This window comes from Terasakiella sp. 4MB5A (genome assembly GCF_050058155.1).
Lineage (GTDB): Bacteria > Pseudomonadota > Alphaproteobacteria > Rhodospirillales > Terasakiellaceae > Terasakiella > Terasakiella halodenitrificans.
The window spans coordinates 3,478,396-3,491,748 of record NZ_CP188815.1; the positions used below are offsets into that span (position 1 = coordinate 3,478,396).

A 13,353-nucleotide genomic window follows, 5' to 3' on the forward strand; every position below is an offset into this window, starting at 1 on the left:
ACCATGACTGTGGATTATAAATCAACTGTATTTCTTCCCAAAACCGACTTCCCGATGCGTGCCGGCCTTGCCCAAAAAGAGCCGCAAATTCTGGCGAAGTGGGAAGAGATTGGTCTTTATGAAAAATTACGCGAAGATGCCAAAGGCCGCGAACCTTTCGTGCTGCACGATGGCCCGCCATACGCCAACGGTCATCTGCATATCGGTCACGCGTTGAACAAGATTTTAAAAGACATCATTGTGCGTTCCCAACAAATGATGGGCAAAAACGCCAATTACGTACCGGGCTGGGATTGCCATGGCCTGCCGATCGAATGGAAGATCGAAGAAAAATATCGCAAGAAAAAGAAAGACAAGGACCAGGTTCCTGTTCTGGAATTCCGCGAAGAATGCCGCCAGTTTGCCAAAGGGTGGATCGACATCCAACGTGACGAATTCAAGCGCCTTGGCCTTGTCGGTAATTGGGAAGATCCTTATCTGACCATGACCAACCGCGCCGAAGCCATCATTGCCAAAGAACTTTGTCGCTTTTTAATGAACGGTAGCCTTTATAAAGGGGCAAAACCGGTCATGTGGTCACCTGTGGAAAAAACAGCCTTGGCCGAAGCCGAAGTGGAATATTTCGATCACGAATCGACAACAATCCACGTCCGCTTCAAGGTTGAAGAAACCAAACTGGACGTAATAAAAGACGCCACAATCGTCATCTGGACAACAACCCCATGGACCATGCCGGGTAACCGGGCGATTTCATACGGCAACGATATCGACTATGCTGTTTATGAAGTCATTGATGTTCATGATGGCTCCCTCGCCCGTGTTGGGGAAAAAATCTGTCTGGCTGATGCCTTGGCTGGCGAAGTTATGGGCGAAGCCAAAGTTGCGGACTTCAAACAAATTGCCCAGTTCAAAGGAAAAGAACTGGAAGGCACCATCTGTTCGCACCCTTGGCGTGGTCGCGACTATGATTTCGACGTGCCTTGTATCGCCGGTGATCATGTCACAACCGAAGCCGGAACAGGGTTCGTTCACACGGCCCCCGGTCACGGTCAGGAAGACTGGGAAGTCTCCATGCAATATGGCATTGCCGTGCCCGATACGGTCGGACCGGATGGATGTTATTATGACCATGTGCCGATTTTTGCCGGTGAACATGTTTATAAAGTCGCCCCGCATGTACTGGAGCAACTGACCGAAGTTGGTTCACTGCTGGCTTCCGGCAAAATCACGCACAGTTATCCCTGTTCGTGGCGATCCAAGGCAAAACTGATTTTCCGCAACACCCCGCAATGGTTTATCTCGATGGAGACCAACGGCTTGCGCGAAAAGGCCTTAAAAGCCATTGATGAAACCCGTTTTGTTCCTGCGGCAGGTCGCAATCGCTTGGGTGGTATGATCAAGGATCGTCCCGACTGGTGTGTCTCGCGTCAACGCGCATGGGGCGTGCCGATCACCGTCTTTGTTGATAAGAAAACGGGTGAACCGCTGCGTGACCAAAATGTTGTTGACCGTATCATTAAAGCTTTCGAAGAAGAAGGCGCAGACGCATGGTATTCACGCGACCCGCAAGAATTCCTCGGCAATGAATATAGTGCGGATGATTTTGAACAAGTCACCGATATTCTCGACGTCTGGTTCGATTCGGGTTCGACACACGCCTTTGTTCTGGAAGACCGCGACGATTTAACCTGGCCGGCCTCACTTTATCTTGAAGGGTCTGACCAACACCGGGGCTGGTTCCATTCATCCTTGCTGGAATCTTGTGGAACGCGGGGCCGTGCGCCCTATGACGCTGTTCTCACACATGGTTTCGTACTGGACGAAAAAGGCTACAAAATGTCCAAATCCTTGGGCAATGTGACCTCTCCGCAAGATGTCAACAATCAGTACGGCGCCGACATTCTCCGCCTATGGGTGGTTTCGGCCGATACGGCGGATGATTTACGCATCGGCCCGGAAATCATCAAGCAGCAATCGGACGTTTATCGTCGCCTGCGCAATACACTGCGTTATTTACTCGGCAACCTGGATGGTTTCAGCGACGCGGAAAAACTACCCATTGAAGAAATGCCGGAACTGGAACGCTGGGTTCTGCATCGTTTGTTCACGTTGGATAAACAGTTGCGCAAGGCCTGTAACGATTTCGTCTTCCACAAAGCATTTGCCGAATTGCATCACTTCTGTGCGGTTGAATTATCCGCCTTCTATTTTGACATCCGCAAAGATGCCGTTTATTGCGATGGGGCAAACAGTATCCGCCGCCGCGCCGCCCGAACGGTTCTGGACATTCTGTTCAATACATTAAGCGCGTGGTTTGCGCCCTTCATGGTCTTTACCACGGAAGAAGCCTGGACCAGTCGTTATGGCGAAAATGCCGACAGCGTTCACCTGCGTCAATTCCCGGAAATCCCCGCTAATTGGCAAGACGACGCCTTGGCCGCCAAATGGGCAAAAGTTCGTGATTTGCGCAAAGTTGTTACAGGTGCATTGGAACTAAAACGTAAAGAAAAAGTCATCGGTGCTTCTTTACAAGCCGCCCCGGATGTTTACGCCCCGACAGAGTATGTCGAGGCCATGAACGGGATCGACCTTGCCGAACTCTCTATTACCTCGGCGGCACAATTGCATGAAGGCAATGTGCCGGATGGTGCCTTCATCATGGAAGATATCAAAGGGATCGGCGTTATCTTTAAAGAAGCCGACGGCGGCAAATGCGAGCGTTGCTGGCAAATCCTGCCGGAAGTCAGCGAAGAAGGCGGCATTTGCAAACGTTGCGAAGACGCTATTGCCTAAAATTCATATTACGTGGCCTTGTATGTTGAACGACATCAAGGCCACTTTTATGCAATCGATCAGATTTTGTCCGCATGCGCGGTCGTGACAGGATGACATGAACCGAATTTTCCAAACCAAGCCCTATCTTGCGGGTCTTTTAATCTCATTGATTGTTCTATGCATTGATCAATGGAGCAAATTCGTCATTGTCTATGATGTCATGGTCCGTCCCCATGTTATCGAAGTGACCTCTTTTTTTAATATCGTTATGGCGTGGAATCGGGGCGTCAGTTTCGGTATGTTCGGTTGGGACTCCTCAGTTAAGGTTTATGTTTTAGCTGCTATGGCCTTTAGCGCGGCAATCGGTTTGACTATTTGGATGGTGCGCGAGAAACGGATTCGCTTTGCCTTACCTTGCGGGGCCATCATCGGCGGCGCCCTAGGAAACGGCATTGATCGCCTGCATTGGGGCGCGGTTGCCGACTTTCTCGATTTTCATATGGCAGGCTATCACTGGCCTGCCTTCAATGTTGCAGACATCGGCATTACCTGCGGAGCAACATTTTTGATTTTAGATAGCTTGTTTAGCAAGACAGATTCATCTAAAACAGATGAGTGTGAATAGTTGGACAGTAAAACGGCGATGAAAATGTCAGTACTCAACTTAAAAAATATGATGGTTTTAGCAATTGCAGTCGCGAGCCTGAGTGCCTGCGGTGATGCTAAAAAAATGATGGGTCTGGAAAAAACGGCGCCGGATGAATTTGCCGTTTACTCACGCGCACCGCTAAGCTTGCCACCGGATTATTCTCTTAAACCACCAAAACCGGGGGCAGACCGCCCGCAAGCTGAAGATGAAGCCGTCAAGGCCCAGCGTGCTTTAACGGGTCGTGATGTAAATATACCGCGTACCAACGAAAACGGTTATGCCAATATGACACCGGGTCTGGAATCTTTATTGCAACAAACCGGTGCCGCCGGGGTCGATCCAACCATCCGCCAGACGATTGACCGCGAAACCAGTGCCTTTGTCGAAGAAACAAAACATTTTACAGACAAGATTATGTTCTGGAAAAATAAAGAAGCCTTCGGAACCAAAGTGGACGCTGCCAAAGAGGCCCAACGTATTCGTGAGGCACAAGCCTTGGGTAAAGTTGTCGATGGTCAGGACGCGGTTGTAATCGAACGTAAAGATCAAGCCATCCTTGAAGGCTTATTTAAATAAATATTGCGATAAATTTGCCCTTGTTTGAACAAGGTTTCAGGCTAAATCCTTAAAGACTCGATTGGTTTCGTAATCGCCATCCGTTTAAAACGGGTGGTGCCCTATTGAATGTTTGAGGTAAACGTGCGTTTTCTTATTGCTGCATTAATCGGCCTGCTTGTTTCCTTTCCACTACAGGCCCATGTTTTTAATCCGCAAACCTTTACACTGGAAAACGGGATGCAGGTGGTCCTGATCCCCAATACCCGTGTACCGGTCGTAAAACATATGGTTTGGTATCGCGTCGGCTCGGCAGATGAACCGGCCGGAAAGTCTGGCATCGCCCATTTTTTTGAACATCTGATGTTTAAGGGAACCCCTAGCATCCCCGCAGGTGAATTTTCAAGAATCGTTGCCAAAAACGGCGGGCGCGACAACGCCTTTACCTCGTATGATTATACCGCCTATTTTCAAACTGTGGCCAAAGATCGCCTCGAATTGGTTATGAAAATGGAAGCTGATCGTATGACACACCTGACCCTGACCAAAGAAGTGATAGAACCAGAACGTCTGGTCATTTTAGAAGAGCGCCGCCAACGTACCGATAACGACCCCGGTGCACAATTACGCGAACAAATTGATACCGTTCAGTATATGAACCACCCCTACCGTATTCCTGTCATCGGTTGGGCCCACGAGATTGAGAACCTTAGCCTTGCGGACTTAAGGTTTTTTTACAAACAGTGGTATGCACCCAATAATGCTATTTTGGTCGTTGAAGGCGATGTCACCATGGAAGAGCTCCGCCCTCTGGCTGAAAAATATTATGGTGTTATCCCACGTGGCCCTGACATCATCCGCCAACGCCCCAGCGAACCGCCTGCTCATGCAGATCGCCGTGTAATCAAAAAAGACCCGCGTGTGCGTCAATCCAGCCTGCAACGCAGTTACCTTGCCCCCAGTTATGGTGATGATGAAACAGATACAAAGGCACCTTATGCCTTGCAAATCCTCGAGCATATCATAAGTGGTTCTGCCACAAGCCGCCTTTATCAATCCTTGGTCGTGGATCAAAAAATCGCGGTCTCTGCCGGTATGTCCTATTCACCCAACCGTCTGGATGTGTCCGAACTGACCTTCTGGGCCAGCCCACAGCAGGGGGTTTCCCTCGACAAACTGGAAGAAGCCCTGATTAAAGAAATCGACCTCCTGATTGAAAAAGGTGTTGCACAGGATGAAGTCCTGCGGGCCCAAAAATCCCTCATCAACGATGCGGTGTTTGCCCGTGACAATCTGGGGACAGGCGCGCAGGTACTTGGTTCCTCCCTCGCCATCGGAATGACAACCGACAAAACCGAGAACTGGCCCGACGATATCAAATCCATCTCACGCGATGACGTCAATCGTGCTTTGCGTAGCGTGTTGGAAAATAAATACACCGTAACCGGCATTCTGATGGCTGCTGAGAAGGAAGAGAAACAATGATCCGATTTATTTTCCTTGCCGTTACAATCTTGCTGAGCTTGCCCGCCTATGCCTTGGCCCCCGTCCAGAAAGTTGTGTCACAAAATGGCATTGAAGCCTGGTTGATCGAAGATCATACCAACCCTATTGTTTCCCTGCATTTTGGTTTTGAAGGGGGCGCAGCACAAGACCCTGTTGGAAAAGAAGGATTGGCTCGTCTGGCTTCTGCAACAATGGATGAAGGGGCAGGAGAGTGGAATTCACAAAGTTTTCAGGCCCGATTAAATGATCTGTCCATCACCTTGCGGTTTGAAGCCAGCATGGATCGTTTTGGCGGTCATGTCCTGACCTTGCGGGAAAATCTGGAACCCGCTCTTGACATGTTAAATCAAGCCTTGCTTGCCCCGCGTTTTGAGAAAGAGGCAGTTGAACGTATCCGTTCCCAAATTCTGGCAGAACTACGCCAACGCGAAGAAGACCCCAATACCATTGCGGCCCTGACCTTATATAAGTCTATTTTTGCCGATCATCCCTATGCGCGGGGATCAAAGGGAACCATTGAGGGGGTGCAAAACATAACACAAGCCGACTTACATGACTTTATACAAACCCGCCTCAGCCTGCGTGATTTAAAAATCGGGGTTTCCGGTGATATCACGGCCCCTGAATTAGAAAAACTGCTGGATAAAACCTTTTCTTCCTTACCTGAAAAGACAGTAACCCGCCCGGTTTCTAATGCGGTTCTGCATCTGGATAATGAACTGAGCGTCATTCAAAAACCTGTCCCCCAAAGTAGCATTCTCTTTGTTCAGGAAGGCGTTGAACGTCATGACCAAAATTTCTACCCTGCTTATGTCCTGAATTACATTTTAGGCGGCGGTGGCTTTTCGTCTCGCCTGACCGAAGAAGTCCGCGAAAAGCGCGGCTTGGTTTATTCTGTCTACAGCTATCTGGCAGATTATCAGCATGCAAATCTGTGGATTGTCGGGGCAGGCACACAAAATGCGCGGGTGAAAGAAACATTGGACGTTGTGCGCGCCGAATGGACAAAGGCCGCCACACAAGGTGTTAGCGCAGAAGAAGTACAGAATGCCAAAACATTTTTAACTGGCTCTTTTGCCCTGCGGTTTAATTCCAGTGACAATATTGCAGCGATTCTTCTAGGGATGCAAATGGACAAACTGCCCATCGATTTTCTGGAACAACGCAATAAACAGGTGGAAGCCGTCACCCCTGAAGATGTCAACCGGGTTGCAAAGACCCTTCTGACACCGGACAAATTAAAAGCCGTTGTTGTCGGTCAACCCGAAGGTCTTTAACAAAAAAGCCCGCTGTCCATAAAGAACAGCGGGCTTTTTCAAACCAACAATCTTACTTCTGATATTTTTCGACAAACTGGTCGTACGCTTCCAATGTTTGTGCGCCATAGATCATGGACGGGCCGCCCCCCATATAAACCGCCATCCCGACGGTTTCAGCCACTTCTTCACGGGTTGCCCCATGACGCAAGGCAGCCTTGACGTGAAAGGCAATACAACCATCACAACGCGTCGTAATAGCAATGGCAATCGCCAGCAATTCTTTGGTTTTCGGGTCGAGAACGCTATCCGCACTTGCTGTTTCAGCCAGTTGTGTGAACGCGCTCATCGTATCCGGAATCGCTGTACGCAATGTTTTAATCGCGCCGGTCAAATCCTTGGCGATTTCGGGATAATTTTTACCCATGATCTATAACTCCATCCGTTTTAATTTTAGATTATACTAATATTATGATTATTTCAGAAAATCAACGACAAGATCATTATCTCAATGAAATAACGACTTCGGATTCATAGATCCGTCCACCATTTTCATCTGCCCGAACCAGCTTGATATAACCATAATAGGTTCCTTCTTCCCAATAAAGGGCAGGACGGCGGACACCCGCATGTAACGTACGATAAGACTGATCCTTTTCAATCACATTACTGTAATTCAGGATTTCCTCCCCCCCTGGCCCCTTGATCACATAGGTCAGGCGGTCGCCTTTTTTCACATGCAGGAAACGTCCCCATAAAAACAATTGAGGTGAACGCACAGACAAGGTTTCATCATCATAAAGCCCTTCTACCAGTCCATCATATTTCGGTTGAGAGGCGGAAAATCCCATATCAAATATATCAACAGGACGATAAGGCATCGTATCCATTATATTTTTCGACCATAGGGCCTCATCCCCTGCGCGACAGGCATCCTTGCGCGCAACCCCGACAAACGGATCAACCACGGCACCGCGACGCTTTCCCGACTTGAGGCCGCTATATTCCACTTTGAAATGTAAATGCGGGAACATCGCACGGCCCGAATTCCCAACAAAGCCGAGGATATCGCCCTGTTTCACCCTATCGCCTTTTTTTACCCGCACACTATTTTTACGCATATGACAATATTGGGTGAACCAGCCCTCGCCATGATCAATACGAACCCCGTTTCCACATTCTTTATTTGCGATTTGTTCTTTCGGTAATTTGCGAAAATCAATGTCTTTCATACGATCACGAATACCGACAACCACACCATCCAGCGCGGACCGTACGATCACCCCGCCTTGCATATCACGGAAATTACGGATCATGAAATCCGTGCCCTTGTGCCCGTTGTAGGATTGTCCCCCACAGGCATAATCCTTGACCGTTTCCTCGCGATCATGATCCACGTAATTTGCAATCCAGCAATTCCAGCCGATCTCGCATTCCACCGGCAGAATCATCTTGGCAGGCGGCTTGATTTCTTCCGCATAAAGCGGACCGATTAAAAATAAAAATGTGCTAAAGAATATGTAAATTTTTCTGGCTGACATGATGGTTCGCATTATGAAACATTCTTTTCAATGAAGAAAAGAGGGAATTTTCACTTTAGGGCTTTTTTAGTTCCGTATATAGTGCAGCGCACAAGTTATAAATCAAATATAGGGATTGGAAACCATGGAAGAACTTTACGGCTACTCATACGATGAAATCGATGTCGGCATGACCGATGTTTTCTCTAAAACAGTTACAGAAGCCGACATTATGGCTTATGCAGGCGTTTCCGGCGATACCAACCCGGTTCATCTGAACGAAGAATTTGCCTCGCAAACCATGTTTAAAGCCCGAATCGCGCATGGGATGCTCAGCTCCGGCTTTATTTCAGCTGTTTTCGGCACTAAACTGCCTGGCCCGGGCTGTATTTACATTGCACAAAACCTGAAATTCAAGGCCCCTGTTAAAATTGGCGATACGGTCGTTGCCCGCGTCACAGCCCTTGAAAAAGACGATGCCAAGAAAATGATCAAATTTGAAACCGTCTGTACCGTTGGGGACACCGCCGTTATCACAGGCGATGCCACCATCATGGTCCCAGATCGCGGTTAATTGGCCTGTTTGATGAAATCTCGTTTTTCATTTTTGGTCGGGGTCTGTTTCACGCTAATCGCGTGCGACGGCCCCACCGCAGCGGAAAACCAGACGGTAAATCCGTGGGTCAAAGCTGCGCAAAACGGTGTTGAATTTCGTGGTATCGGCAACGAACCACCGTGGATTGTGGAACTGTCTGCCGGCAAAATGGTCTTGCTGACAGGGTATGATAAAAACCGTACCGAACAGCCCTATGTCGTCAATGGCCTGTCTTATTACACACAGGATTATACCGTCACCAAAGGCCTTGGCCCCTGTCATGACAGTATGAGCGGTGAAGAATTTAAATTCAGCGTGACCATTCAGTCCGAGCATGAAACGTTAAAAGGCTGCGGACGCGACTTGCGTTAAGGCTTCACCCGATTTCCTTTGCTGCGAAGCGGTTCATTACGCCGCCCTTTACCGCTGTGCGTTGTCATAAATTTTTGCGTTTTGTGTTTTCGCCCGGTGCGTACACCTTCCCCGCCTTTATTACCCGTACCTTTGGGTTGCCAGCTGGGGACAAGATGTTTTTTACCGTTCCCGATCAAATCCGCACGCCCCATATTTTTCAAGGCTTCGCGCAGCAAGGGCCAGTTTTCCGCATCGTGGTAGCGCAAGAACGCCTTATGCAAGCGCCGTTGCTTCAACCCCTTGGCTGTATAGACCCGCTCACCCCCTTCGCGGCGCACCGGTTTCATGGGGTTGCGTTCAGAATAATACATCGCTGTTGATAATGACATCGGTGTCGGTGTAAAGGCCTGTACCTGATCGGCACGATACCCATTGCGTTTCAACCACAAGGCCAAATGCATCATATCTTCATCTGAACAACCGGGGTGGGCGGCAATAAAGTAAGGGATAAGATACAGTTCTTTGCCTGCCTTTTTCGCCGCCACATCAAACATCTGTTTGAATTTGTCATAAGACCCGATCCCCGGTTTCATCATTTTGGACAGCGGGGCATCTTCGGTATGTTCCGGGGCAATTTTCAGATAACCGCCGACATGATGGGTAACCAGTTCCTTGACGTAGGACGGGCTTTTCACCGCCAGATCATAACGCAAGCCCGATTGAATGGCGATTTTCTTCACCCCGCGCAGATCCCGCGCTTTTTGGTAAAGTTCCGTCAGACTGTCATGGTTGGTGTCAAGGTTTTTACAGATACTGGGATAGACACAGGATAACCGACGACAGCTTGCCTGAATGTCATCATCTTTACAGGCCAAGCGGTACATATTGGCCGTCGGACCGCCCAGATCGGAAACCTGCCCTTTAAAATCAGGCATCTTGTCGCGCATATCCTCGATTTCCTGCAAAATCGATTCATGGCTACGGTTTTGAATAATGCGCCCTTCATGTTCAGTAATCGAACAGAACGAGCACCCCCCAAAACAGCCACGCATAATATTGACGGAAAATTTGATCATCTCCCACGCCGGAATACGTGCGTCCCCATACACAGGGTGCGGACTGCGGGCGTAGGGTTGACCAAAGACCCAATCCATTTCCTTGGTACTTAAGGGCAAAGGCGGCGGCGTAATCCAGACATCGCGTTCACCATGTGCCTGCACAATCGGACGGGCATTATTGGGATTGCTTTCCACATGCAACACGCGCGAGGCCTGCGCATAGACTTCCTGATCATCACGCACCGTTTCAAAAGACGGGATGCGCACAACGATTTTTTCATTTTCATGCTTATCACGCGGGGCCGTATCATCGATGGATGTCATATCTATTTCCTGCCAGTCCGCCATCATGGACGCATCGCGCATCAAGGCACAACCGCGCACATCAAACATGGTTTTCGGATCATCCCCTTTAGCAATACGATGGGCAACTTCAATCAAGGCCCGTTCCGCATTCCCATACAACAGGATATCAGCTTTGCTATCGACCAGAACAGAACGGCGCACCTTGTCCGACCAGTAATCAAAATGGGCGATACGGCGTAAAGAAGCCTCAATCCCACCAATCACAATCGGAACTTTTTTATAAGCTTCGCGCACCCGTTGGGAATAAACAATCACCGCCCGGTCTGGGCGCTTGCCGCCTTCATCATTGGGGGTATAGCTGTCATTGGACCGAATACGACGGTCTGCCGTATAACGGTTGACCAGACTATCCATATTGCCCGCGGTCACCCCAAAAAACAGGTTCGGTTTACCCAAAACCTTAAACGGGTCCGGTCCCTGCCAATCGGGCTGCGCGATAATACCGACACGAAAGCCCTGTGCCTCCAACGTGCGCCCAATGACCGCCATGCCAAAACTGGGATGATCGATATAGGCATCCCCGGTCACCAGAATAATGTCGCAACTGTCCCAGCCCAAAAGATCCATTTCTTCGCGCGACATCGGCAAAAACGGGGCCGTACCAAAACGGTGCGCCCAGTATTTGCGATAGCTCATCAGCTCTTTTGGTGTTTCACGAACAGGTGTATCGGGCATGGTTCAAACGCTTTTGTTCACGGGTAAGGGAATTCGCAGTCTTCTAACGCGAATGGTTCCAGACTTCCAGATAAATCCGACTAATTCCCTCGGTTTTCAAGAGGAGGGTGTTAAAAAAGTCTCACGCGCCGCGCATATTTCCCCATGCAAGCACATGAAGCTGGGGCAAAACACAGGCTGATTGCCAACGATCATTGGCAACTTTTTCCGCCAACCAACGCAGACGATCCAGTACACCGGGGATATCGGCTGGTGCATCACTATCGACCATATGGTTGCCAGCTTGCAGATAAAGCGGTAATTGCGGGTAGCGGTTTTGCACCTTTTGGGCAAAGTCATAATCCGCATCATTAAAGATCACGACCTTCATACTCGCTTGTTTGTATGGCTCGACAAGATCGACACAGGCATCCAAAACATCCCAATCGGTTTTTACCCCGGCTGATGGACCTTTGGGGCTGAATGTCAGTTGATCCAGTTTTTTAAACCAGTCTCGCACCAGACTGCCCTGAGTTTCCATCGCAAATTGGTAACCCTTGGAATGGCCCAAATCAATCAGGTCTTCCAACGATTGCATGGCTGGATTGCCACCGGACAAGGTCACATGCATCGGTGTGTTGTCACTTAAGCGTTCAATTTCCATCATGACTTCTTCGGTTGTCATTTTCTGCCATTGATCACTATGTTTGGGATCAACCGCATACATGGTATCGCACCAACTGCACCGATAGTCACATCCGCCTGTGCGCACAAACAGGGTCGGGCGCCCCATCATGGCGCCTTCGCCTTGAATGGTCGGGCCGAAAATCTCACAGATATTCAGCTTTTTGTTCATGGTCGGTACTCCGCCCATGTTTTTGGTGTTTCACTGATGCGAACGGCGACGACTTCCGACCAGCGCGCATGCGACCAGTCATAAAGATGTTTCGCCATCAATTCTGCGGTCGTGTTATTCTCCCCCAGAACGTCGTTTAGATGGCGGTGATCCAGTTCGTCATCAATATAATTTTTCAAATCGGACAGTTCACGATAATCGCGTACAAAGCCCACACTGTTTAATGTGTCAGATTGTAAAACGACTTCGCAAATATAGTTATGCCCATGCAGACGCGAACAGGGATGATCCGCTGCCAAACCATGTAATTGGTGGGAGGCAGAAAAATGAAACTGTTTGGAAATGGTAAACATACTCTTTTACGCCTTGTTTGCCTGATAATCTGCACGTGCCTTGATCCAAAAATCGGGATCGGCGTATTCGGTCGGGTCTTCAACACCCGCAAGATGGAAGGCTTCGCGCCGTTCCACACAGGTACCGCAACGCCCGCAATGTACCTCGCCCCCTTTATAACAGGACCATGTATCTTCGTAAGGCACATTCAACTTGACGCCCTCACTCACAATCCCATCCTTTGGAATATGCACAAACGGAGCATAAAGCTGCACATTTGCATACCCTTCCAAGGCTTGTGCCTGCATGGCATTGAAGCTGTCGATAAAACCGGGGCGACAATCAGGGTAGATAAAATGATCCCCACCATGAACGGCTGTTGCAACACAATCACAATTTTGTGCCGCCGCAGCGCCAAAGGCAATCGTCAACATAATGGCATTCCGGTTGGGTACAACGGTACTGCGCATGGTTTCTTCGGCATAATGACCGTCAGGGACAGCCACATCATCGGTTAAGGCAGACCCTGTTAACAAGGCCCCGATGGTGGTGATATCAACGATATCATGGGCAACACCCAGTTTTTGCGCACATAAGGCGGCATAGGCGGTTTCTTTCTTATGGCGCTGACCATAATCGAAAGAGATCAGGCGTTTCAGGTCACTTTCTGCTGCCATTTTATAGGCAAGCGTGACGGAATCGAGACCGCCTGAACAAATCACAATTGATTTCATTTCAGTTATCCTTGTTTTCTCCGGGTAGGCTGCGACCGGGATGAGCACCATTGCTCACACGAAATGAGGGCGCTTTATTTCATACTCCACCGCAAATTTCAAGGAAGGATATAGACAAGGCATTTTTCGAAATATCTGTTGA

General features: G+C 49.1%; 13 protein-coding genes. 7 read left to right on the forward strand and 6 right to left on the reverse strand.

Features of this window, described 5'->3' with window-relative positions; all coding sequences use genetic code 11:
- Nucleotides 1-3 precede the first annotated feature (3 nt).
- The 5 genes from ileS to ACI0FF_RS16565 all read left to right on the forward strand — a co-directional run bounded on the left by ileS (nucleotide 4) and on the right by ACI0FF_RS16565 (nucleotide 6,762).
- Entirely contained in the window at nucleotides 4-2,793 is a 2,790-nt protein-coding gene (gene ileS, locus ACI0FF_RS16545) for an isoleucine--tRNA ligase (protein WP_419797865.1), read from the forward strand.
- Nucleotides 2,794-2,890: 97 nt separating this feature from the next.
- The gene (gene lspA / locus ACI0FF_RS16550; RefSeq protein WP_419797866.1) at nucleotides 2,891-3,400 is read left to right on the forward strand and encodes a signal peptidase II; all 510 of its coding nucleotides are present in this window, start codon (nucleotides 2,891-2,893) and stop codon (nucleotides 3,398-3,400) included.
- 24 nt (nucleotides 3,401-3,424) lie between these two features.
- Nucleotides 3,425-4,000: a DUF3035 domain-containing protein gene (locus ACI0FF_RS16555; protein ID WP_419797867.1), complete on the forward strand. Its 576-nt coding sequence runs from the start codon at nucleotides 3,425-3,427 to the stop codon at nucleotides 3,998-4,000.
- Nucleotides 4,001-4,108: 108 nt separating this feature from the next.
- A complete protein-coding gene (locus tag ACI0FF_RS16560; protein WP_419797868.1) occupies nucleotides 4,109-5,464 on the forward strand; it encodes a M16 family metallopeptidase in 1,356 nt (451 codons plus the stop codon).
- A complete protein-coding gene (locus ACI0FF_RS16565; protein WP_419797869.1) occupies nucleotides 5,461-6,762 on the forward strand; it encodes a M16 family metallopeptidase in 1,302 nt (433 codons plus the stop codon). Before ACI0FF_RS16560 ends, ACI0FF_RS16565 begins: the two co-directional genes overlap by 4 nt.
- Before the next feature lie 52 nt (nucleotides 6,763-6,814).
- Here ACI0FF_RS16565 and ACI0FF_RS16570 read toward each other — a convergent pair whose 3' ends face one another.
- Together ACI0FF_RS16570 and ACI0FF_RS16575 are read right to left on the reverse strand one after the other, a co-directional pair.
- A complete protein-coding gene (locus tag ACI0FF_RS16570; RefSeq protein ID WP_419797870.1) occupies nucleotides 6,815-7,168 on the reverse strand; it encodes a carboxymuconolactone decarboxylase family protein in 354 nt (117 codons plus the stop codon).
- A 76-nt stretch (nucleotides 7,169-7,244) separates the two neighbouring features.
- Nucleotides 7,245-8,282, reverse strand: coding sequence for a M23 family metallopeptidase (locus ACI0FF_RS16575; protein WP_419797871.1), 1,038 nt, complete (start codon nucleotides 8,280-8,282; stop codon nucleotides 7,245-7,247).
- 124 nt (nucleotides 8,283-8,406) lie between these two features.
- Between ACI0FF_RS16575 and ACI0FF_RS16580 the strand changes: the two genes are divergently transcribed.
- A complete protein-coding gene (locus ACI0FF_RS16580; protein ID WP_419797872.1) occupies nucleotides 8,407-8,835 on the forward strand; it encodes a MaoC family dehydratase in 429 nt (142 codons plus the stop codon).
- 12 nt (nucleotides 8,836-8,847) lie between these two features.
- Nucleotides 8,848-9,228, forward strand: a complete 381-nt coding sequence (locus ACI0FF_RS16585) for a hypothetical protein (protein ID WP_419797873.1) — start codon at nucleotides 8,848-8,850, stop codon at nucleotides 9,226-9,228.
- Here the strand turns inward: ACI0FF_RS16585 and ACI0FF_RS16590 are convergent.
- The 4 genes from ACI0FF_RS16590 to queC all read right to left on the reverse strand — a co-directional run bounded on the left by ACI0FF_RS16590 (nucleotide 9,225) and on the right by queC (nucleotide 13,211).
- On the reverse strand, nucleotides 9,225-11,270 hold the full coding sequence (locus ACI0FF_RS16590) for a YgiQ family radical SAM protein (RefSeq protein WP_419799717.1): 2,046 nt from the start codon (nucleotides 11,268-11,270) through the stop codon (nucleotides 9,225-9,227). The two genes, ACI0FF_RS16585 and ACI0FF_RS16590, sit on opposite strands and share 4 nt — an antisense overlap.
- Nucleotides 11,271-11,430: 160 nt before the next feature.
- On the reverse strand, nucleotides 11,431-12,144 hold the full coding sequence (queE, locus tag ACI0FF_RS16595) for a 7-carboxy-7-deazaguanine synthase QueE (protein WP_419797874.1): 714 nt from the start codon (nucleotides 12,142-12,144) through the stop codon (nucleotides 11,431-11,433).
- Entirely contained in the window at nucleotides 12,141-12,497 is a 357-nt protein-coding gene (locus tag ACI0FF_RS16600; protein ID WP_188663105.1) for a 6-pyruvoyl trahydropterin synthase family protein, read from the reverse strand. The genes queE and ACI0FF_RS16600 overlap by 4 nt, the downstream gene beginning before the upstream one ends.
- Before the next feature lie 6 nt (nucleotides 12,498-12,503).
- Nucleotides 12,504-13,211 (reverse strand): 7-cyano-7-deazaguanine synthase QueC, encoded by a 708-nt coding sequence (queC, locus tag ACI0FF_RS16605; RefSeq protein WP_419797875.1) that lies wholly within the window; start codon nucleotides 13,209-13,211, stop codon nucleotides 12,504-12,506.
- Nucleotides 13,212-13,353 lie beyond the last annotated feature (142 nt).

Excerpts from the sequence above, each read along its gene's own strand:
- ileS (WP_419797865.1), top strand. The coding sequence starts at position 4 with ATGACTGTGGATTATAAATCAACTGTATTTCTTCCCAAAACCGACTTC.
- lspA (WP_419797866.1), top strand. The coding sequence starts at position 2,891 with ATGAACCGAATTTTCCAAACCAAGCCCTATCTTGCGGGTCTTTTAATC.
- ACI0FF_RS16555 (WP_419797867.1), top strand. The coding sequence starts at position 3,425 with ATGTCAGTACTCAACTTAAAAAATATGATGGTTTTAGCAATTGCAGTC.
- ACI0FF_RS16560 (WP_419797868.1), top strand. The coding sequence starts at position 4,109 with ATGTTTGAGGTAAACGTGCGTTTTCTTATTGCTGCATTAATCGGCCTG.
- ACI0FF_RS16565 (WP_419797869.1), top strand. The coding sequence starts at position 5,461 with ATGATCCGATTTATTTTCCTTGCCGTTACAATCTTGCTGAGCTTGCCC.
- ACI0FF_RS16570 (WP_419797870.1), bottom strand. The coding sequence starts at position 7,168 with ATGGGTAAAAATTATCCCGAAATCGCCAAGGATTTGACCGGCGCGATT.
- ACI0FF_RS16575 (WP_419797871.1), bottom strand. The coding sequence starts at position 8,282 with ATGTCAGCCAGAAAAATTTACATATTCTTTAGCACATTTTTATTTTTA.
- ACI0FF_RS16580 (WP_419797872.1), top strand. The coding sequence starts at position 8,407 with ATGGAAGAACTTTACGGCTACTCATACGATGAAATCGATGTCGGCATG.
- ACI0FF_RS16585 (WP_419797873.1), top strand. The coding sequence starts at position 8,848 with ATGAAATCTCGTTTTTCATTTTTGGTCGGGGTCTGTTTCACGCTAATC.
- ACI0FF_RS16590 (WP_419799717.1), bottom strand. The coding sequence starts at position 11,270 with ATGAGCTATCGCAAATACTGGGCGCACCGTTTTGGTACGGCCCCGTTT.
- queE (WP_419797874.1), bottom strand. The coding sequence starts at position 12,144 with ATGAACAAAAAGCTGAATATCTGTGAGATTTTCGGCCCGACCATTCAA.
- ACI0FF_RS16600 (WP_188663105.1), bottom strand. The coding sequence starts at position 12,497 with ATGTTTACCATTTCCAAACAGTTTCATTTTTCTGCCTCCCACCAATTA.
- queC (WP_419797875.1), bottom strand. The coding sequence starts at position 13,211 with ATGAAATCAATTGTGATTTGTTCAGGCGGTCTCGATTCCGTCACGCTT.